Here is an 18,545-nt window from a genome sequence, read left to right on the forward strand (position 1 = left end):
AAGCCCGCACATCGACCCCCGCACATATGCACAGACATTTCAAACATCTCACGCTTCTGTGCATTGTAGTGAGCGATTTGCGCCCCCAGATCGGTGTCATCGGCAGCAGGCCCGCTGCCAACAAACTGAAAAGACACCGACCCTGAAAGGAACTTGAAAATGAAAACCCTCGCACTGACCACCGCCCTGATCGCTGGCCTGACCGCTCCGGCCTTTGCCAACAACTTCAGCATCGTCGACGCCGACCGCGACGGTCAGGACCGTCTGGTCTATGACCTGCCGGAAAACAATGTTGCGCTGTCGACGGCGAACTCGCTGAACCCCGTTGCCAGTGCCATCGCCGCTGACATCGTGGCCAATGGCGACGAGTTCGAACGCTCGACCGGCCGCGGCGTGACGCCGACCGTTTACGTGACGGATGGCGAGTACAACCCCGAAGACTTCCGCTCGGGCTCGAACTCGTAAGCTCTGACAAGACCTGAAACGAAACGGGGGCCCTGATCGGCCCCCGTTTTCAATTAGAAGCTTCGGGATCCGCAGCCCCGACATTCAGCGAAACCGGTTGTTTCGCCGCGATCAGGCTGGTGCCGCCCGGCACCGATTTCTGCAAGGTTGGCAGGACCAGCGTAAACGCCAGCGCCGCCGCCGCCGCCTTGAGGCTCAGCCCGCTGCGGAAATGATACAGCACCAGCAGCGCACCGATCGGCAGGTTCTGCAAAAGCACCAGCACCGTCAGCGCATAGGTGATCATCTTTTGCTTTGGCGCGGGTTTGGCTTTTGCTTCGGCCTGTGACTTGGCCGCTCCTTTGCCCTTCAGCACGCCGCCAAGCTTTTCTTCCAGCTTGCCCCATCCCGGGGTCAGCGCATCGGCATCCGGTAAGGGGGCCTCGGTCTTCTGGCTGACCCGCTGAAACAGCGCATCCAGATCGGCCTTGGTCTCTGCGCGGCTGGCCTGTGGTGTGCCATCGGCGCTGGGCGGCTTCACGTTCATGGCGGCCTCGCCCATCGTGGCGGGGAAGGGCGAGCGCGTGGCCCGCGTGCCGTCGATCACCATGTCGGGCACCGCAGTGCCCCCTTCGACCCGGCTCAGGCGGATAGCGCCGAACGGGTGTTTCTCGGACGGGGGCAGCAGCGCGACACGGGCGCAATCACCGGCGTCATGGCCCACAAGGTCGCCGTCTTCGGGCAGCGTGTTTTCGCGATAGCAATGCGCCACCAGATCGGTGGCCAGTTTCAGGTTCTTCTTGGCCCCGGCGGCGTTGGGCGCCATCAGCACCTCGCGCCCCAGGAAATGCGCGGCGCCGTCCAGCTGGAACCCGGCCAAGAGCTTGCCGTTGGCGTCCTTGCCCGTGCCCTGGAACCGGGGCTTCAGATACAGGTCCAGCGGCAGATCGACATAGCCATACATCAGGCCGAAACTGCCTTCCATCAGCTTGTCGGACTGGCCCCAGTGGAACACGTCGATGACACTGTTCTTGGCCAGGAACTCCATCGCGCCCCGCGCCAGCAGCAGCCGGGTTTCGAAATCGTCGACGGATTCGCTGTTCATGCCGATGCGCGTCAGGAAATCGTTGGTCTGCGCGGTTTCGTCCATGGGCACCGCGCCCTTTACCACGCTCACCAGGAAATGGCCGTAATGCTGTTCGACCGCCTGGCGCAGGTCGCTGCCCGAAAGCTTTCGGTGCGACATGTCGCGGGCGTTTTCGAACCGGGCCTTGTCCAGCGGGCGGTTGGCCATCTGGATGGTGATGTGCAGATCGGCACCGCCCGGCGGGGTGATCAGCACGAAGCCCTCATCGATATTGGCCGGGTGAAACACGATGCCCCGCGCCGCGCCCAGGATGTTCATCACCTGGGTGAAGGCATCGATCTGGAACGGGGCCTGTTTGCCGAAGCTTTCCGCGCTGTAAAGCGCGGCGATCTCCAGCGCCTTGGGGCGGCCTTCGGCGGTGCAAAGCCCGCTTTGGTCGGGCGTGCTTGCGGCGGGATGCGCCGCTGACGGGTCGGCCTTGCGCACCGTGGCCAGCGGATCGTCGGGCACGGGCGGTGCGGAAATCGGCGTGATGGTGGCGGCGATCTGACCGTTGGGAAAACCGTTGCCCCCGGGCAGATGGCGCAGCTGAACCTGATAGGCCCCCGCCACCGGGATCGTGGCCCCGTCGCGCAGGCTGTTTTCACCGCGCAGGAACTGATCCAGCAGGCAATCGATGACCGCCGCCGCCTTGTTGAAGGGTTCGGTCGTTTCCTGCACCACGATGGGCTTGCCCAGAAACAGCTCTGTCCCATTCACGACCGAGCCCAGAAAGCGGTTGCCCTGCGCGTCGGTGCCGCTGGAAAACAGCCCGTGATGGGTGACCAGGGGGGTCGGGAAATCGGCATGCGCGGTATTGTCGATCAGCTCGGGCAGGAACAGGTTGTTGGACTGGCACCAATGCACCAGCGTCGGCCGGGCCAGCTGAAAGACCTCGATCATGGCGCGGTGCAGCACCTTGATCTTGGTGACCAGATCGGCGGGCTTGACCTCCTCGGTGGCGCCCAGCTTCTCCTCGAAGGCGCGCATCTCGGGCGTCTTGTGGATCGGGCCGTCGCCGACGGTGATAAAGATGTTCGAGGTATGCCGCCCGACCAGCCCCGCATAATCGACATTCTGCGCCTGGACAAAGGGCGAGGCCAGCGCATCGGCAAAACCCGCAGGCGCCAGCCGGTCGGTGTTCAGCGAAATCAGGATATGCATGTCCGGATGGGTGAACATCGCGAAGCGTTCGCCGGCGGCCTTGGTCGGGTTGAAAACCATGCCCAGCTCGGCCACGCGGGCGTTGATCCGGGCCAGCAGCTTGGCAAAGACGATCGGCGGATAACGGTTTTCGTAAAGAAGGGCAGCTTCGACGTTCAGCGGGCGATCATACATCTCTGATTCCGGAAACAATGGCGACGCTGAGCAAGATTATGCCGATATGTGGCAAAAATTGGAGCGCTCTGGTCCCATTCTGTGGAACGCTGCGTCAAATCATCTTTATGACGTCCTTGTCGATTGCCAGAAGATAGCCCTGACGCGCGACATTCTTCACCAGAAGCTCGCTGACCATCTGGTTGCCCAGGCTGTCGCGCAGCCGCTTGATTCGCGTGGCGCCTGCGGCCTCGTCGCAATCGGCCGCGTCCCGGCCCGAGATCACCGCCTCGATCTGGGCGCCGCTCAGCATCTCGTCATCCATCCGCGCCTCGGCCAGGACCGACAGGGTCTCAATCGCGGCGGGCGTCAGCTTGAATTCCATGTTGTTCAACAAAACCGTATTCTCGCCCCGGCTGATCAGAAGCGAGCCCACCTGAATGCCCGTGCGCTCGATCTCGCCCATGCGGCGGTTCAGGCCGATGATCGTGACCAAAAACACCAGCGCCGCCACCAGCAGCGCGGTGGAAAACACCAGCAGCACGAAGATCACCCCGCGATAGGAACTGAGCACGCCGGAAAACGCGGTGCCGGATTCGGCCAGGATCTCCAGCAGCTTGATCTCGGCATTCGCGGTCAGGTCGTCGTTTTCGACAAAGATCCGCTCGACCCGCGCGTTGAACGCGTTCGCGTCCGGCAGGTTCACGAACAGCAAGATCGCCGCCACCAGCAGGATCAGCACAATCGCGGCAATGCCCAGCGGTACGATGCGGGTCGCAAGCCGCGCGGGATCAGTAACGAAGGTAGAACGCTCCGGCACTCTCTTTCCTTTCCGCCAAACCGTCATTGCCGAAGGTCGACATGACATTCAACAGCTTCCAGCCATCGCCGCGAATGCGCTTGGTGATCTCGGCGGCGGCTGTCTTGCGGCTGTCGCAGGCGGCCGCCGGAAGCTCGATCACACCATAATGCAAACGCAGGGGCTTATCCTTCTTCGCCTTGTAATCGGCGAAACAGGCGGCCGCTGCGGGGCCGGCGGTTCCAAGCCCGATGATCAGGCCAAGGGAAAGTAAAAGGGTCCGTTTCATGGCGCCGACAATGGCCCCGCTGACGCCGATATTCAATAACAAGCCGACATTTCCGCCGGTTATCGGATAACCGGGGGGCGTTATTGCCTGTCGTTTCCGGCCCCGGCCAGTCTGTCGATACAAACCCGTCGCGGCCTGCCCGTGATGCCACACGAAGGAAACGACAGATGACCAAGACATTCACGGCCCTGTGCCTGTCCGCCGCGATCACCTTGGGCGGTTTTACCGCGAAACCGGCCTATGCCGCCGACGGGCAGGGGGTGGCGACCGCCGTTCTGGGCGCGCTGGCGCTTTATGCCATCGCGCGCGAGCTGGACGATGACGACGACAAGAACAAAAAGAAGAAAAAGACCGCGTCGAATTCGCATTACCACCACGGTTATACCCACAGTCACACCCACAGCCATAATGGCGCGCATGGTCACAGCCACAAGAAGCCGCAGCCGCACAAATACTATCCGCCCCGGCAACGGTATCGCGACGGCCTGGCGCTGCCGGCGCAATGCGTGCGCGACAACCCCTATCGCAACGGGCCCAGCCGCTTTGTCACGCGGCGGTGCCTGAACGCCAAGGACTATACCCGTCAGCTGCCCAACCAGTGCGCCTTTACCTATCAGGGCCGCAACCAGAAGCTGCGCGCCTATGGCACGCGCTGCCTGCAGCAAAAAGGGTACCGGCTCGAGGCCCGGCGCTGAGGCGCCGGTGAGCAGGGGCGTCCGGTAACGGGGACGCCCTTGGGGGCGGAGGGTTGCGAGGTCCCTCCGCCCCTTTTTGCTTGCCAATCGCGGCGCGTGCGGGTTTCAGTTCGCGCCATGACGACAGCACCCGATTACAGCCTGGAAACCGCCGCACAGGCGCGTGGCCATCACCGCATCATCGGCGTGGACGAGGTCGGGCGCGGCCCCTGGGCTGGCCCCGTGACCGCCGCCGCCGTCTGGCTGGACCCGAACCAGATCCCCGCAGGGCTGAACGATTCCAAGAAGTTGAGCGCGGCGCGGCGCGATGCCCTGGCCGATCTGTTGCAGGGCTGCGCCGTGGTGTCGGTCGCCCATGCCACGGTGGCCGAGATCGACGCGCTGAACATCCTGCGCGCCAGCCACCTGGCCATGTGCCGCGCGGTGGCCGGGCTGCCGTTCACCCCCGATCTGGCGCTGGTCGATGGCAACCGTTTGCCCGCCGATCTGCCCTGTGCGGGCGAATGCGTGGTCAAGGGCGATGCGCGGTCGCTGTCCATCGCGGCGGCCTCGATCGTGGCCAAGGTGGCGCGCGATCGCATCATGGTGGATTTGGCGCAACAGCACCCCGGCTATGGCTGGGAAGCCAACGCCGGCTATGGGACAAAACTGCATCAGTCCGGTTTGCGAGATTTTGGCGTGACCCCACACCATAGGCGTTCGTTCAAGCCCATCCACAAGATATTGTATCAAGGGAAAACTGTAAGCGACTGATTCAAAAAAGAAATTGACGGCGAATCGCCTTTGACTCATCTTTGATCCAACAACCACGACGCCAAAAAATCGGCGCGGGACAGAGGCAGAGATGAAAACCAAGACGAAAGCGCGTGAAGCCGCAGAGCTTCCGTTGAATCAGATTGTGGCCGGCGATTGCGTGGAGGTGATGAACAGCCTTCCCGAAGGGTCCGTTGACCTGATCTTCGCCGATCCGCCCTATAACCTGCAGCTCAAGGGCGAATTGCACCGCCCCGATAACAGCCGCGTGGATGCCGTGGACGATGACTGGGACCAGTTTTCCAGCTTCGCCGCCTATGACAAGTTCACCCGCGCCTGGCTGAAGGCCGCGCACCGGATCCTGAAGCCTAATGGCGCGATCTGGGTCATCGGATCCTATCACAATGTGTTCCGCATGGGGGCCGAGCTTCAGAACCAGGGCTACTGGATCCTGAACGACGTGGTCTGGCGCAAATCGAACCCGATGCCGAATTTCCGCGGCAAGCGGCTGACCAACGCGCATGAAACCCTGATCTGGGCGTCCAAGCAGGAAGCCAGCAAATACACATTTAACTACGAGGCGCTGAAGGCGCTGAACGAAGGCGTGCAGATGCGCAGCGACTGGGTGCTGCCGATCTGTACCGGGCATGAGCGGCTGAAGGATGAAAAGGGCGACAAGGCCCATCCGACGCAAAAGCCCGAGGCGCTGCTGCACCGCGTGCTGGTCGCCACGACCAACCCCGGCGATGTGGTGCTGGACCCGTTCTTTGGCACCGGCACCACCGGTGCGGTGGCCAAGATGCTGGGCCGCGAATTCATCGGGATCGAGCGCGAGGAAAACTATCGCAAGGTCGCCCGCAAGCGCATCGCCAATGTCCGCAAATACGACCGCGAGGCGCTGATGGTCAGCACCTCGAAACGGGCCGAACCGCGCGTGCCCTTCGGCCAGCTGGTCGAACGCGGGCTGCTGCGCCCGGGCGAAGAACTGACCAGCCCGCGCGGCAAGGTCGCCAAGGTGCGTGCCGATGGCACGCTGGTGGCTTCCGACGCGCGCGGCTCGATCCACCAGGTGGGTGCCGCTTTGGAAGGCGCGCCCAGCTGCAATGGCTGGACCTATTGGCACTTCAAGCGCGATGGCAAGACCGTGCCCATCGACCTGCTGCGTCAACAGATCCGGTCGGAAATGACCTGAGTTTCTACGGTGTACCGCCGGTGCCTGTGGCCAGATGCCACGGCATCACCTTGCCCCGCCCCCTCCAGGCGGGGCTTTTTTTATCTGCCGGACTCAGCCGTCCTTGCGGCGTTCGATGTCCAGGAACCGCTTCATCCGGGTTTGCGTCTCGGCGTGATGCGGGCGCTGTTGCAGCGTCTTGGTCTGGGGATGCGGCAGATCCTCGGCCTCGATCCGCACATATTGCTCGACCTTGGTCGACGCTTTGCGATCCCGGGTTCTGTCGATGATGTGTTTGGTCATGATGGCCTCCCTTCGGGTTGGAGGACCTTCATAACACATTTTTCGCCGTTCCGCCTTGATCTGCGTCGTCATGCCCCGCGCGGCGGCGGATTGGTGCCCTGTTTATAGGGCGTCCAGTCGGTGATCTGCGGATAGAATTCGCGCCGCCATTCCCGCACGCGCGGGTTCATCCGGCGACGCCACAGCGGCGGCACCATCGCCAGCATCGTCATCAGCGGATAGCCATGCGGCAGTTGTGGCGCCTCGTCCGGGGCATAGGTCTGTAGCAGCGGAAACCGCCGGTCGGGTTTATAGTGGTGATCGGAATGGCGTTGCAGATTGATCAGCAGCCAGTTCGACGCCCGATGCGCCGCGTTCCAGGAATGGCGCGGCTTGACGTGTTCGTATTTGCCGTCGCCCAGGTGTTCCCGCGTCAGGCCGTAATGTTCGATGTAATTGACCAGCTCCAGCTGCCAGACCGCGACGAAAGCCTGCCACAGGAACAGCGCCAGCCCCAGCCAGCCGCCCAGCAGCGTGGCCAGCGCCAGCATCGCCACTTGCAACAGCGCATAGCGCCAGAACGGGTTGGCGCGGTCCCACCACGGCCGCCCCTTGCGCGCCAGCAACGCCCTTTCCGCCTGGAACGCGGACACCGGGCATTCCCGCAGCACGCGCGGAAAGAAGCGGTGAAACCCCTCGTTATAGCGCGCGGTGACCGGGTCGCGCGGGGTGCCGACATGCAGGTGATGCACCCGCAGGTGTTCGGACCGGAAATGGCTGTAGAGCACCGTCGCCAGCAGCAGATCGCCCAGCCACCGTTCCAGCCGGTTCTTCTGGTGCATCAGCTCGTGGCTGTAATTGATGCCGATCGTACCCGACATCACCCCCACGCCGAAGAACAGCGCCACCTTTTCCCAGCCCGACAGGTGATCGGTGACGCTGACCCAGCGGATCAGCCCGAAGATCACGCAGAACTGGATCGGGAACCAGACCAGGGTGATCAGCCGGTACCAGAACAGCTCGGCCTCGGGCGTCGCGGGATCGGCGTTTTGCAGGTTCAGCCCGGTCAGCGCGTCCAGCAGCGAAAACAGCCCCCAGGTATAGACCGGCAGCGCCAGCAGCCACCAACCGCCTTGCGCCGCCGCCGCGATGGCCAGCGGCACCGTGCCCAGCGACAGCCAGAAGGGCAGGGCGTGCAGGGGTTGGATGATGCGGCTCATGCTGTGGGTCCCGTGGTCATGCGCAATCTGTCCTAGGGGTCGGGCAGCGCCTGGGACGATTGTACCAATTGGTACGCCTTGCGCATCACCGTGGGAAGGTCCGCGGCGCGAAACTGACGCAACGGCGCCCAGAACAGGCCATCGGGGGCCGGGGTGTCGGCCACCTGTGCGACATGCACCGACAGGCGCAGGTGAAAATGGGTGAAGGTGTGGCGCACCTCTTCGGGCAGGGGGGTCCAGTTGGCGCCCAATGGCGGCTGCGCGGGCGGCGCGTCGGTCCGCCAGTCGGTGCCGGGCCAGCCCAGCATCCCACCCAGCAGCCCCTTTTCGGGCCGACGCTCCAGCAGCCAGGCGCCATCGCCCCGCTGCGCCAGATAGATCGCGCCGAAGCGGATGGGTTTCGGCGCCTTTGGCTCTTTGCGGGGCAGGTCGGCGGCGATGCCCTGCGCCCGAGCGGCGCAATCCGTTATCAGCGGGCAGATGCCACAGGCCGGATTACGCGGCGTACAGATCGTGGCGCCCAGATCCATCACCGCCTGGGCATAGTCGCCGGGCCGTTCCGCCGGCGTCAGCGCGGCCGCCAGTTCGGTCAGGATCGGCTTGGCACGTGGCAGCGGCGTTTCCTCGGCATGGAAGCGCGCCATCACCCGCTCCACATTGCCGTCGACCACCGTGGCGGGCCGATCAAACGCAATGGCGGAAATCGCGGCGGCGGTATAGGGGCCGATCCCCGGCAGGGCCAGCAGCGCGTCGTGATCGGTGGGAAAGACCCCGCCGTGATCCTGTGCCACCACGCGGGCGCATTTCAGCAGGTTGCGCGCCCGGGCGTAATATCCCAGCCCCGCCCAGGCGGCCATCACGTCGGGATCATGCGCAGCGGCCAGCGCATCGACACTGGGCCAAAGCGTGGTGAACTTGGTGAAATAGTCCATGACCGCGGCCACGGTCGTCTGTTGCAGCATGATTTCCGACAGCCACACCCGGTAAGGGTCGGGCGCGACACCCGCGCGCCGATCCGCCGGTCCCACCCGCCAGGGCAGGTCGCGGGCATGGGCATCGTACCAGGTCAAAAGAAGGTCGCTTGGCGTCATCTCACACAATCTTTATGGCCCGATCTGCGTTTGGGGACTGGTTGCATCGCCCCCAAGCCCCTAAAATAGAGAGAAGGCGAAGAATTGACAGGCAGAATGGGCCAAACTCAGAAACCAGCGGTGCCGGGGCGTCGCAAGCGTGGGTTCGAAAGAACCGCGAGCCTGCTGTCGTCGCAGATCCGCAGCGCCGGTGAAAGCCGGGGTTTTGCCGTCAGCCGCCTGTTGACCCACTGGGACGAGGTCGTGGGCGCGGAGATCGCCGGTTCGGTGCGCCCGGTCAAGGTGGGCTATGGCCACAAGGGGTTCGGCGCCACGCTGACCGTTCTGGTTCCCGGTGCGCTGGCCCCGATGATCGAGATGCAGAAAAAGACGATCCTGGACAAGGTGAACGCCTGTTACGGCTATGCCGCGATCTCGCGCATCCACCTGACCCAGACCGCGCCCACCGGCTTTGCCGAACCGCAGGCCGCATTCGAACCAGCCCCTGCGGATCGCCCCAAATCGCCCCAGATCCAGAAGGCCGTGGCCGACATGTCGCGCGGTGTGACCGATGAGGGGCTGCGCGCCGCGCTGGAAAAGCTGGGCCAGAACGTACTGACAAAAACAGAATCTCAAGGAAGGCAGAGATGATCCGCAGAGAATTCCTGGCGCTGGGCGCCACCGCAACCATGGCGCTGGGCGCCTATGTCCTGTTGCCGCGCCGGATGACGGCGCCGCTCAGCGATGCGATCCTGCCCCCGGCCCATGCCGAAGGCGATATCGAGATCCCGGAAATGGTGCTGGGCGATGCCGATGCGCCGGTGACGATCGTGGAATATGCCTCGTTCACCTGCCCGCATTGCGCGACCTTCCACACCAACACGTTCAAGAAGCTGCGCAGTGACTATATCGACACCGGCAAGGTGAAGTTCATCTTCCGCGAGGTCTATTTCGACCGTTTCGGCCTGTGGGCCGGGATGGTGGCCCGCTGCGGTGGCGAACAGCGCTATTTCGGCATGACCGACCTGATCTTCAGCAAGCAGGACGAATGGGCCAAGGGACAGCCGGGCGATATCGTCGCGGGTCTGAAGAAGATCGGGTTGAGCGGCGGCCTGACCGGCGAACAGATCGACGCCTGCCTGCAGGACGCCGAGATGGCCCAGGCCCTGGTCGCCTGGTACGAAAAGAACGCCGAGGCCGACAATGTCCGCGCCACCCCGTCCTTCATCATCGATGGCGAACCCTATTCCAACATGGGCTACGAAGAATTCGCCAAGATCCTGGACGAGAAGCTGGCCGGGTAATCACCCCGCCGTCAGAATACGGTCCAGCGCCCGGTTCAGGGCGCTGGCATCCCCCAGCACCAGCCGCACCGGCAATGTCAGCACCTTGGCCCGGAATTCATCGGGCAGGCGCACGGCGTCCTTTTCGGTGGTGACAAGCTGGGCGTTCAGCGCGCGCGCCTCGGTCTCCAGCCGTTTCATCAATGCGGCGGTCAGCGGCTGGTGGTCGCTCAGCGCCTCGGCCCGTTTCAGATCGGCGCCCAGGTCGGTCAGCGTGGCAAAGAACTTCTCGGGGTGGCCGATCCCGGCAAAGGCCAGCGCGGGCAGCCCGGCCCAGGGCATCCCGGTGGCCAGCGGCTGCAATCGGCCACGGATCTGCGGCACCGTGACCTGATCGGCCCATGTCCGGTCGAACTGTGCCTGCGCCTTGTCGGGGCCAATGCGGATCAGCAGATCGGCGCGGGCCATGCCCGCCGCGACGGGTTCGCGCAAGGGCCCGGCGGGCAGGCAGCGGCCATTGCCGAAACCGCGCACCGCATCGACCACCACCAGCGACAGGTCCTTGGCGACGGCTGGGTTCTGAAACCCGTCATCCAGCACGATCACATCGGCGCCAGCGGCTTCGGCCTGTTGCGCGCCCGCCGCCCGGTCGCGCGCGACCCATGTGGGGGCAAAGGCCGCCAGCAGCAGCGGTTCATCCCCCACATCCGCCGCGCCATGGCGTTTCGGGTCGACCTGCACCGGGCCGGTCAGCGCGCCGCCGAAACCGCGCGTGACCACATGCGCCGACAGGCCACGGTCGCGCAACATCTCCAGCAGCAGGATGGCGGTGGGCGTCTTGCCCGTACCGCCCGCGTTCAGGTTGCCGACGCAAATGACCGGGCAGCCGGGGCGATAGGGCGCGCCGCGTGCCAGCCGCCGCCGCGTGCCACGGGCGTAAAGCGCCCCCAGTGGCGCCAGCAGCCGGGGGCGCAGGCCGGGCCGGTCGGCGGGCGCGTACCAGAAATCCGGCGCCCGCATCAGCCCGCCCCCCGGTCTTCGGCGGCGCGGTACAGGCGCTCGGCCACGATCTCGGTCGCGTCGACCCCGGCGGTCGAGGCCTCCCACGCGTTGCGGGCATAGATTGCGGCGGTATCCGGTGAGAGCATTTCCGACAGCGCCACGGCCAGATCCGCGGGGCGCCGAACCGCGCGGGCCGCCCGGGCATCGTCCAGAAACTGAAACCGGCTTTCATGCGGGCGGGTGTTCGGGCCGTGCAGGATCGCCGATCCCAGTGCCGCCGGGGCCAGCGGGTCCTGCGGATCGCCCGCACCGAACGTGTGGCCAATCAGACAGACCGGGGCCAGCCGGTACCACAGGCCCAGCTCGTCCGGTCGGTCCGCGACATAGATCTGCATGTCCGGGTCGGGGATGTCGCCCGCCGACCGCAACCCGGTGGAAAATTCGTGCTGCGCCAGCCGCGCCGCCAGGTCCGGTCCGCGCGCCGGATCGTCCGGGGCCAGGAACATCAGCACCCGATGCGAATGCCGGGCCGCCGCGCGATGGGCGTCCAGCGCGATATCCTCTTCATCCGGCCCCAGCCCGGCCGCCAGCCAGGCCGGTCGCCCCGCCAGCGCGCGGGCAAACCGCTCGCGCTCGGCCTCGTTGCAGGGCAGCACGACGGTGCCTTGCGACAATTGCCCGGTCAGGGTCAGACGATCTTCGGTCAGGCCCTGCCGACGATAGAGATCGGCCCATTTCGCGGATTGCGCAAAGACATGGCTGACCCGCCGCAGCAACGCCCGCGCCGCCAGCCCGCGCAGGGCCGGCCCCTGCAGGCCGTTTTCGATGTTCCCATCCCCGATCAGGAACACGGGGATCTTGCGGGCGTGGGCCTCTTCGATGTGGTTGGGCAGCACGCCGCTGGCAAAGAACAGGCAGGCATCGGGTTTCCAGTGCTCGGCAAAGCCGCGCAGCGCTGCCGTGCTTTCGGCCGGGGTGGGCGCGGTCAGGATCAGCGCCCCCGGCTCGCCCGGCAGGATCAGCGCCCCCGGGCTGGTCTTGGTCACCAGAAACACCTGGTCCAGATCGTATTCGATCAGGTGGCGCAGGATCTCCAGCACGACCGGCTCGGCCTCGGGCGTGGGACAATGCAGCCAGATCAGCTTGCCCGGCGGCCGGGGCATGTCGGTGGCGCCCTGCCCCTGCCCGGTGGGCAGATTGCTGAGCCGGGCGCTGACATTATGCAGCCACAGGGACGGAGACCGCGCCATGGGTGTGGATCAGCCGTCCAGCTCTTCGGTCGGGCCGACCTCGGATTCCTCGTCCCGCAGGCGGTGCAGATGGGCGATGAAATAGCGCATATGGGCGTTGTCGACGGTGCGCTGGGCCTGTTCCTTCCACGCGTCATAGGCGCTGGCATAGTTCGGGAAAATGCCGACGACATGGATGTCATCGACATTCTTGAACACGGTCTTGGTCGGATCGACAAGCTCGCCGCCAAAGACGAGATGCAGCCGCTGGGTCATGGTTCACTCCGCTGGGATCGGTCGTTGCGGTCGCAGACTAGTCGATGCCGCAGACGCGATAAAGGGGCGACCGGCGGCTCAGGCCAGCCGCGCCGCAAACTCTTTGTGCAGGGTCGGGTTGGCCGCGATCACCCCCTGGGCCTGTGGCCGCAGCGCGTTGAACGACAGCGCGTCGTCCAGCCGGTCGGTGACGGTGCCCCCGGCCTCCTGGATGATCAGCGTACCGGCGGCCAGGTCCCATTCCCAGCTGTTGCGGATGGTGACCAGCGCATCGAACCGCCCCTCGGCGATCAGGCACAGCCGATAGGCCAGCGACGGGCGCAGGTGGCGATCCACCTTGGGCGGGGTGCCGATCCAGTTGCGGCTGTCCATCACTGGCGCCGCCGCCAGCAACGAGGCGCCCTCGCACACCGGCTGCTGCGACACCTGAAGCGCCGCACCGTTCAGCGCCGCGCCGCCGCCGCGCGTGGCGGTGTAAAGCTTGTCGGGTATCGGCAGAAGCACCGCAGCCGCCGTCACCACGCCATTTTCGGCAACCGCCAGCGAATGCGCAAAACTGCGGTCGTTGTTCAAAAACGCCCGCGTGCCGTCCAGCGGATCGACGATGAACACCCTGTCGGCATTCAGCCGGGCCGGGTCGTCCTCGCTTTCCTCGGACAGCCAGCCATAGCCGGGCCGCGCCGCCATCAGGTGGCTGCGCAGAGCGGCGTCGATTTCCAGATCGGCCTCGGACACCGGGCCCTGATGGCCGGGCTTGTTCCAGGATCGCGGTTTCTGCTGCCAGTGGCGCTTGGCGATCTCGCCCGCTTCGCGCGCGGCCTCGACCAGCAGGGTCAGGTCATTCTCCGGCAATGGTCAGACCTTCGATCAGGACAGAGGGCACGATCCGCGACAGATGCATCCGCGCGTCATTTGCGGGCTGAAGCGTTTTCAGCATCTGGTGCAGATTGCCCGCAAGCGTGCATTCGTTCACCGCATGGGTGATCTGGCCGTTTTCCACCCAGAACCCGGACGCCCCGCGCGAGTAATCGCCGGTGGTCGGGTTGATCGAGCTGCCGATCAGCGACGTGACCAGCAACCCGGTGCCCATATCGGCGATCAGCTCGTCACGGCTGCGGCTGCCCTGGGTCAGGGCCATGTTGCCCGAGCGCGGGCTGGGCGGGGCGCTGGGGCTGCGGGCGGCGTTGGCGTTGCTGGTGGTGCCCAGCTGCCGGGCCGTCGCCAGGTCCAGCACCCAGCTTTGCAGCACCCCGTCGGTGATCAGGTCAAAGGCGCGGGTCGGCAGCCCTTCGGCATCGAAGGGGCGCGAGCCGGAAATGCGCGGGCGCAGCGGATCACAGGTCAGCGACAGCCCCTTGGGCAGGATCTGTTCGCCCATGCTGTCGCGCAGCCACGACGATCCGCGCGCGACGGATGTGCCGTTGATCGCCACCAGGATATGCCCGATCAGGGAGGACGAGATCCGCTCGTCGAACAGCACCGGGAATTGTCCGGTGCGCGGCTTGCGCGGGTTCATCCGTTCCAGCGTGCGTTCGGCGGCCCGCTGGCCGATTTCCGCGGCACTGGGCAGGTCGGCCTGAAACACGCGCGACTGGCTGTCATAGTCGCGCTCCATCCCGGTGCCTTCGCCGGCGATGGCGACACAGGAAATCGCCCGGTCGGTGCGGGCATAGCCGCCGCTGAACCCGTTGCTGGCGGCCAGGTGAATCTGTTGCTGCCCGTACCCGGCGCTGGCGGCCTGTACCTGGGTGATGCCGGGGGTGTTCAGCGCCGCGGCCTCGGTGGCGCGGGCGTCTTCCTGCAACGCCTCGGCGCTGGGTTCGGGTGCGGGATCGGCCAGTTCCAGCGCCGCCAGATCCCAGTCGCAGGCCAGCATGTCGGGATCGGCCAGCCCGATAAAGGGGTCCTCGGGCGCCTCGCGCGCCATTGCGATGGCCCGCATGGCCATGTCGCGCATCGTATCCTCGCGCGTGTCCGAGGCCGACACACAGGCCTGTTTCTGTCCCAGCAGGACGCGCAAACCGATCTCGACCCCTTCGGACCGCTCGGCGGCTTCCAGCGCGCCCTTGCGCACGTCGATCGACACCGATGTGCCCTGCGCCGCGATGGCATCGGCCGCGTCGGCCCCTGCCTCCAGCGCAATCTCGATCAGGGTTTCGGTAAGCTCTTTTGGTGTTCTTGCCATTCTGCCTGTCCGCTGCCGCGATCATTTCGACCTAATCGCTGCGCAAGCCGGGTGCAAGCGCCGCCTGCACCCGGACCTGTTCCGCAATCAGAACGGCAGCGGCAGCCCGTTGGCAGAGACCGTGCCATCCTTGGTCACCGAGATTTCGGAAACCAGCGTATCGGGCGCGTCGCCGGGGCGCGCGACCATGCCCAGCATCATCTGTGCGCCCATGGCCTGTTCGGGCTGCAACAGACCCAGTTGGGTCAGCTTGCCCATCAGCGTCTGCGCGCCGACCAGTTTCAGGTTCATCGTGCCTTCGGGCTTGGGCATGGCATCCGTGGTGCCGCTGTTGTCGAAGGTGAAATCGCCCGACCCGGTCAGTTCGGCCCCCATCAGGCTGAGCAGCAGATCGTTCACCGTCAGCGCGTGAAGCTCGCCCGGCTTGGCCTCGCCCATGCGGGCGGCGGCTTCGGGATCGAACACGTCGACCAGCCACTTGGCCTTGCCGCTCAGGTCGATGGTCAGGTTCGCCGGATCACGCGGCAGCGCGCCCGCCGGGTCGAACATCGACCAGATCTGCTCGCTGGCGCTCAGCCCCTGCACCGTTGTCACCAGGCCGAAATCCTCGGGCTCTTCGCTTTTGCCGATCGGCATCAGCAGCTCGAACCCCATCTGGTCGGCGGCGGTCGTGACCTCGGGGAACGGGATGTTCGAGCCGCTGACCGCCATGGTCATCCCGGTCTGCGACCCGGTATAGCGCAGGCTTTCGCCCATCTCGACATCCAGCAGCCCGCTTTCCGAGCCGCCCTTGAACTGCATGGTCGAGCCGCCTTCGATCACCGTCATCTCATATTGCGCCGGGCCGACCTCGTAGCGCGTCAGCGCCTTCAGCCCCGACGACATCATCGCGCTCAGATCGGTGGCGTCCAGCGTCTTGGGCAGGTCGTAATCAAAGGTCAGCTTCACGTCATGGGCCATGGTCGACCAGTCGGTGCCGTTGCCCGAACTGCCCTCGGCCATCTTCATGGTCGATGCGGCCGAGGCCGCCGTCATGTCACCCGTCAGCTTGCCGATCTCGCCCGCGACCATCTGATACTGACCGACCACATCGGCCAGGCTCACGTCGATCTGCATGTCGATGTCGGTATCCTCGGCCTGGAAATCGGCAATCGACATCCCGATCATGTCGGCGGCAAAGTCGTAATTGGTGTCCTCGGGCGTGCCGCTGGCGATGATCTGCGCGCCGGTTTGCCGCGCCATCATCGTCATGCTGACGGCCTCGCCTGCCTTGGGCGTCATTTCGACGGTCACCGGATAGCTTTCCGGCAGGCCGATCGCGACCGTGCCGTCACCGCGTTCGGTAAAGGTCAGCTGGTCCAGCGTGCCGGTCACCGTGCTGTCGTCAAGCGTCATCGTCATCCGCACATCGCTGACCGTCAGCACGTCGCCATCCATGCTTTCGGTGCCGGTCACCTGCTGGCCAAAGGATTCGCCGAATGTCTTCCAGTCCTGCCAGATCTGCCGGGCGGTCAAATCCGCAAGCGCCGGGCTGGCGACCAGCAACGCGCCAAGCGCAACGCCGGAAAGTTTCTGAAAACGGGTCATGAGAAATCGTCCTTCCACTATTCGTTCGGCGGCACCTTCGTGCGTGCGCCGGGTGGGGTCAAGTCAGCTTTGCGGTGGCACGCCAAGATGTGAGCGGCTAGGAATGTTGCAACAGCCGCAAAGGGGGTGCCGCATGTCGCTTCAGGGAAAAACAGTCATGATCACCGGCGCCAGCCGGGGCATTGGCGCGGAAACCGCGCGCGTCTTTGCCGATGCGGGGGCCAATGTCGCGCTTCTGGCCCGCTCGCGCGCGGCGATTGCCGATCTGGCGGATGAATTGGGCGACCGCGCGCTGGCCATCCCCTGCGATGTCAGCCGCTACCGGGATCTGGACGCCGCCGTCAACGCCACCGTCGATGCCTTTGGCGGGCTGGATGTGCTGATCGGCAATGCGGGCGTGATCGAACCCGTCGCGCGGCTGGAAACCTCTGACCCCGAGGCTTGGGGCCATGTCATCGATATCAACCTCAAGGGCGTCTATTACGGCATGCGCGCGGCGCTTCCGGTGATGACGGCCAATGGCGGCGGCACGATCATCACCATCAGCTCGGGCGCCGCCCATAACGCGTTGGAGGGGTGGAGCCATTATTGCGCGTCCAAGGCCGGGGCAGCGATGATGACCCGCGCGCTGGATCTGGAAAACCGCGGTCAGGGCATCCGCGCCATGGGCTTGTCGCCCGGCACCGTCGCCACCCAGATGCAGAAGGAGATCAAGGCCAGCGGCGTGAACGCGGTCAGCCAGCTTGACTGGTCCGATCACATCCCGCCCGACTGGCCCGCCAAGGCGCTGTTGTGGATGTGTTCGGCCGATGCCGATGAGTTTCTGGGCCAGGAAATCTCGTTGCGCGACCCGGCGATCCGCGCCCGTGTGGGGGTGGGCGCATGATCGATCTCGACCGCGACGGTCGTCTTTGGACCATCACCCTGAACCGGCCGGACAAGGCCAATTCCGTCACCAAGCAGATGCTGGAACAGATCGACGCGTATGTGGCCGAGGCCGCCGAAAGCGATGTCGCCGTGCTGATCCTGACCGGCGTGGGCAAGGTCTTCAGCGCCGGAGCGGATCTGGACGAGGCGCGGGCCGGTCTGGCCACCGATCCGGTCTGGGAACGGCTGTCGGGTCGGATCGCGGCGCTGGATTGCCTGACCATCGCGGCGCTGAACGGCACGCTGGCGGGCGGGGCGATGGGCATGGCGCTGGCCTGTGACATCCGGCTTGCCGTGCCGGGGGCCAAGTTCTTTTACCCGGTGATGAAGCTGGGCTTTCTGCCGCAACCGTCCGACCCGGGCCGCATGGCCGCGCTGATCGGACCCGCGCGCACCAAGCTGGTGCTGCTGGGCGGACAGAAGCTGCTGACCGACGAGGCGCTGCAATTCGGGCTGGTCGACCGCGTGGTCGACCCCGACGCGCTGATCCCCCATGCGCGCGAACTTTGCGCCGATTGCCTGGCCGGCAAGCCCGATGTGCTGCGCGGGATCAAGACGCTCTGCCGCCCGTCATGACCGCCGCCGGGGCCCGCGCCGCGCGCCGGGGGTTTTCGAATGGAAATCGGGCGGGCGTTTCTGCACCCAGGCGATGAACTTCGCCAGCCGCGGATGCGCCTGCAACGCGGCGATGGTCGCATGGTCGCGCGCCAGTTCGGTTTCCGTCAGCGTCGCGTGGATTTCATTGTGACAGATCTGGTGCAACAGCACCGTCGGCCCGCCCTTGCCGCCGCGCAGCTTGGGGGTCAGGTGGTGCAGGCTTTGCCGGGCATGGGCCGGGATCGGCCGCCCGCACAGGGCGCAGATGGGATCGTCTGACATGGCCCGATCTT

The 18,545-nt window shown here is 65.4% G+C and carries 21 protein-coding genes; 8 read left to right on the plus strand and 13 right to left on the minus strand.

Going from position 1 to position 18,545, the window contains the following annotated elements; all coding sequences use genetic code 11:
- Positions 1–159: 159 nt before the first annotated feature.
- Positions 160–465 carry a hypothetical protein gene (locus tag CLM60_RS08220; RefSeq protein WP_095587995.1) on the plus strand — a complete coding sequence of 102 codons (306 nt, stop codon included), beginning with the start codon at positions 160–162 and terminating at the stop codon, positions 463–465.
- A gap of 49 nt (positions 466–514) precedes the next feature.
- Here CLM60_RS08220 and CLM60_RS08225 read toward each other — a convergent pair whose 3' ends face one another.
- The 3 genes from CLM60_RS08225 to CLM60_RS08235 all read right to left on the minus strand — a co-directional run bounded on the left by CLM60_RS08225 (position 515) and on the right by CLM60_RS08235 (position 3,975).
- Entirely contained in the window at positions 515–2,908 is a 2,394-nt protein-coding gene (locus CLM60_RS08225; RefSeq protein ID WP_095588698.1) for a hypothetical protein, read from the minus strand.
- Positions 2,909–3,002: 94 nt separating this feature from the next.
- Complete coding sequence (locus CLM60_RS08230; RefSeq protein ID WP_095588699.1) at positions 3,003–3,707, minus strand: winged helix-turn-helix domain-containing protein; 705 nt, start codon at positions 3,705–3,707, stop codon at positions 3,003–3,005.
- Positions 3,679–3,975 (minus strand): hypothetical protein, encoded by a 297-nt coding sequence (locus CLM60_RS08235; protein WP_095588754.1) that lies wholly within the window; start codon positions 3,973–3,975, stop codon positions 3,679–3,681. Before CLM60_RS08235 ends, CLM60_RS08230 begins: the two co-directional genes overlap by 29 nt.
- A gap of 167 nt (positions 3,976–4,142) precedes the next feature.
- On the opposite strand from CLM60_RS08235, the gene CLM60_RS08240 reads away from it, so the two are divergent.
- The 3 genes from CLM60_RS08240 (at position 4,143) to CLM60_RS08250 (ending at position 6,615) form a co-directional block, all read left to right on the plus strand.
- Positions 4,143–4,670 (plus strand): hypothetical protein, encoded by a 528-nt coding sequence (locus CLM60_RS08240; RefSeq protein WP_095588700.1) that lies wholly within the window; start codon positions 4,143–4,145, stop codon positions 4,668–4,670.
- Between the two features lie 117 nt (positions 4,671–4,787).
- The gene (locus CLM60_RS08245; RefSeq protein WP_095588701.1) at positions 4,788–5,423 is read left to right on the plus strand and encodes a ribonuclease HII; all 636 of its coding nucleotides are present in this window, start codon (positions 4,788–4,790) and stop codon (positions 5,421–5,423) included.
- Between the two features lie 91 nt (positions 5,424–5,514).
- The gene (locus CLM60_RS08250) at positions 5,515–6,615 is read left to right on the plus strand and encodes a site-specific DNA-methyltransferase (protein ID WP_095588702.1); all 1,101 of its coding nucleotides are present in this window, start codon (positions 5,515–5,517) and stop codon (positions 6,613–6,615) included.
- A 93-nt stretch (positions 6,616–6,708) separates the two neighbouring features.
- On the opposite strand, the gene CLM60_RS08255 is transcribed toward CLM60_RS08250, so the two are convergent.
- The 3 genes from CLM60_RS08255 to mutY all read right to left on the minus strand — a co-directional run bounded on the left by CLM60_RS08255 (position 6,709) and on the right by mutY (position 9,187).
- Positions 6,709–6,897 (minus strand): hypothetical protein, encoded by a 189-nt coding sequence (locus tag CLM60_RS08255; protein ID WP_095588703.1) that lies wholly within the window; start codon positions 6,895–6,897, stop codon positions 6,709–6,711.
- Between the two features lie 68 nt (positions 6,898–6,965).
- Positions 6,966–8,096: an alkane 1-monooxygenase gene (locus tag CLM60_RS08260; RefSeq protein WP_095588704.1), complete on the minus strand. Its 1,131-nt coding sequence runs from the start codon at positions 8,094–8,096 to the stop codon at positions 6,966–6,968.
- Between the two features lie 32 nt (positions 8,097–8,128).
- Complete coding sequence (gene mutY, locus CLM60_RS08265) at positions 8,129–9,187, minus strand: A/G-specific adenine glycosylase (protein ID WP_095588705.1); 1,059 nt, start codon at positions 9,185–9,187, stop codon at positions 8,129–8,131.
- A gap of 96 nt (positions 9,188–9,283) precedes the next feature.
- Between mutY and CLM60_RS08270 the strand changes: the two genes are divergently transcribed.
- Entirely contained in the window at positions 9,284–9,817 is a 534-nt protein-coding gene (locus CLM60_RS08270) for a DUF721 domain-containing protein (RefSeq protein WP_095588706.1), read from the plus strand.
- Positions 9,817–10,470: a DsbA family protein gene (locus tag CLM60_RS08275; protein WP_425427218.1), complete on the plus strand. Its 654-nt coding sequence runs from the start codon at positions 9,817–9,819 to the stop codon at positions 10,468–10,470. The genes CLM60_RS08270 and CLM60_RS08275 overlap by 1 nt, the downstream gene beginning before the upstream one ends.
- On the opposite strand, the gene lpxK is transcribed toward CLM60_RS08275, so the two are convergent.
- The 6 genes from lpxK to CLM60_RS08305 form a co-directional block, all read right to left on the minus strand.
- On the minus strand, positions 10,471–11,469 hold the full coding sequence (lpxK, locus tag CLM60_RS08280) for a tetraacyldisaccharide 4'-kinase (RefSeq protein WP_095588708.1): 999 nt from the start codon (positions 11,467–11,469) through the stop codon (positions 10,471–10,473).
- Complete coding sequence (locus tag CLM60_RS08285) at positions 11,469–12,701, minus strand: 3-deoxy-D-manno-octulosonic acid transferase (protein WP_095588709.1); 1,233 nt, start codon at positions 12,699–12,701, stop codon at positions 11,469–11,471. The genes lpxK and CLM60_RS08285 overlap by 1 nt, the downstream gene beginning before the upstream one ends.
- Before the next feature lie 9 nt (positions 12,702–12,710).
- Positions 12,711–12,956 (minus strand): DUF4170 domain-containing protein, encoded by a 246-nt coding sequence (locus CLM60_RS08290; RefSeq protein ID WP_095588710.1) that lies wholly within the window; start codon positions 12,954–12,956, stop codon positions 12,711–12,713.
- 78 nt (positions 12,957–13,034) lie between these two features.
- The gene (locus CLM60_RS08295) at positions 13,035–13,808 is read right to left on the minus strand and encodes an inositol monophosphatase family protein (RefSeq protein WP_095588711.1); all 774 of its coding nucleotides are present in this window, start codon (positions 13,806–13,808) and stop codon (positions 13,035–13,037) included.
- Positions 13,795–15,141 (minus strand): TldD/PmbA family protein, encoded by a 1,347-nt coding sequence (locus tag CLM60_RS08300; protein WP_095588712.1) that lies wholly within the window; start codon positions 15,139–15,141, stop codon positions 13,795–13,797. The genes CLM60_RS08295 and CLM60_RS08300 overlap by 14 nt, the downstream gene beginning before the upstream one ends.
- Positions 15,142–15,228: 87 nt before the next feature.
- Entirely contained in the window at positions 15,229–16,728 is a 1,500-nt protein-coding gene (locus CLM60_RS08305; protein WP_095588713.1) for a DUF2125 domain-containing protein, read from the minus strand.
- 133 nt (positions 16,729–16,861) lie between these two features.
- On the opposite strand from CLM60_RS08305, the gene CLM60_RS08310 reads away from it, so the two are divergent.
- Both CLM60_RS08310 and CLM60_RS08315 read left to right on the plus strand, forming a co-directional pair.
- Entirely contained in the window at positions 16,862–17,614 is a 753-nt protein-coding gene (locus CLM60_RS08310) for an SDR family oxidoreductase (RefSeq protein ID WP_095588714.1), read from the plus strand.
- Positions 17,611–18,231 carry an enoyl-CoA hydratase/isomerase family protein gene (locus CLM60_RS08315; RefSeq protein ID WP_095588715.1) on the plus strand — a complete coding sequence of 207 codons (621 nt, stop codon included), beginning with the start codon at positions 17,611–17,613 and terminating at the stop codon, positions 18,229–18,231. Before CLM60_RS08310 ends, CLM60_RS08315 begins: the two co-directional genes overlap by 4 nt.
- On the opposite strand, the gene CLM60_RS08320 is transcribed toward CLM60_RS08315, so the two are convergent.
- Positions 18,226–18,534, minus strand: a complete 309-nt coding sequence (locus CLM60_RS08320) for an HNH endonuclease (RefSeq protein WP_095588716.1) — start codon at positions 18,532–18,534, stop codon at positions 18,226–18,228. The genes CLM60_RS08315 and CLM60_RS08320 overlap by 6 nt on opposite strands.
- Positions 18,535–18,545: the final 11 nt, after the last annotated feature.

This window comes from Actibacterium ureilyticum, from assembly GCF_002285435.1.
Classification (GTDB): domain Bacteria; phylum Pseudomonadota; class Alphaproteobacteria; order Rhodobacterales; family Rhodobacteraceae; genus Actibacterium_C; species Actibacterium_C ureilyticum.

What these genes read in the sequence shown, in the direction of transcription:
- CLM60_RS08220 (WP_095587995.1), top strand. Translation starts at nt 160, where the DNA reads ATGAAAACCCTCGCACTGACCACCGCCCTGATCGCTGGCCTGACCGCT.
- CLM60_RS08225 (WP_095588698.1), bottom strand. Translation starts at nt 2,908, where the DNA reads ATGTATGATCGCCCGCTGAACGTCGAAGCTGCCCTTCTTTACGAAAAC.
- CLM60_RS08235 (WP_095588754.1), bottom strand. Translation starts at nt 3,975, where the DNA reads ATGAAACGGACCCTTTTACTTTCCCTTGGCCTGATCATCGGGCTTGGA.
- CLM60_RS08240 (WP_095588700.1), top strand. Translation starts at nt 4,143, where the DNA reads ATGACCAAGACATTCACGGCCCTGTGCCTGTCCGCCGCGATCACCTTG.
- CLM60_RS08245 (WP_095588701.1), top strand. Translation starts at nt 4,788, where the DNA reads ATGACGACAGCACCCGATTACAGCCTGGAAACCGCCGCACAGGCGCGT.
- CLM60_RS08250 (WP_095588702.1), top strand. Translation starts at nt 5,515, where the DNA reads ATGAAAACCAAGACGAAAGCGCGTGAAGCCGCAGAGCTTCCGTTGAAT.
- CLM60_RS08255 (WP_095588703.1), bottom strand. Translation starts at nt 6,897, where the DNA reads ATGACCAAACACATCATCGACAGAACCCGGGATCGCAAAGCGTCGACC.
- CLM60_RS08260 (WP_095588704.1), bottom strand. Translation starts at nt 8,096, where the DNA reads ATGAGCCGCATCATCCAACCCCTGCACGCCCTGCCCTTCTGGCTGTCG.
- mutY (WP_095588705.1), bottom strand. Translation starts at nt 9,187, where the DNA reads ATGACGCCAAGCGACCTTCTTTTGACCTGGTACGATGCCCATGCCCGC.
- CLM60_RS08270 (WP_095588706.1), top strand. Translation starts at nt 9,284, where the DNA reads ATGGGCCAAACTCAGAAACCAGCGGTGCCGGGGCGTCGCAAGCGTGGG.
- lpxK (WP_095588708.1), bottom strand. Translation starts at nt 11,469, where the DNA reads ATGCGGGCGCCGGATTTCTGGTACGCGCCCGCCGACCGGCCCGGCCTG.
- CLM60_RS08285 (WP_095588709.1), bottom strand. Translation starts at nt 12,701, where the DNA reads ATGGCGCGGTCTCCGTCCCTGTGGCTGCATAATGTCAGCGCCCGGCTC.
- CLM60_RS08290 (WP_095588710.1), bottom strand. Translation starts at nt 12,956, where the DNA reads ATGACCCAGCGGCTGCATCTCGTCTTTGGCGGCGAGCTTGTCGATCCG.
- CLM60_RS08300 (WP_095588712.1), bottom strand. Translation starts at nt 15,141, where the DNA reads ATGGCAAGAACACCAAAAGAGCTTACCGAAACCCTGATCGAGATTGCG.
- CLM60_RS08305 (WP_095588713.1), bottom strand. Translation starts at nt 16,728, where the DNA reads ATGACCCGTTTTCAGAAACTTTCCGGCGTTGCGCTTGGCGCGTTGCTG.
- CLM60_RS08310 (WP_095588714.1), top strand. Translation starts at nt 16,862, where the DNA reads ATGTCGCTTCAGGGAAAAACAGTCATGATCACCGGCGCCAGCCGGGGC.
- CLM60_RS08315 (WP_095588715.1), top strand. Translation starts at nt 17,611, where the DNA reads ATGATCGATCTCGACCGCGACGGTCGTCTTTGGACCATCACCCTGAAC.
- CLM60_RS08320 (WP_095588716.1), bottom strand. Translation starts at nt 18,534, where the DNA reads ATGTCAGACGATCCCATCTGCGCCCTGTGCGGGCGGCCGATCCCGGCC.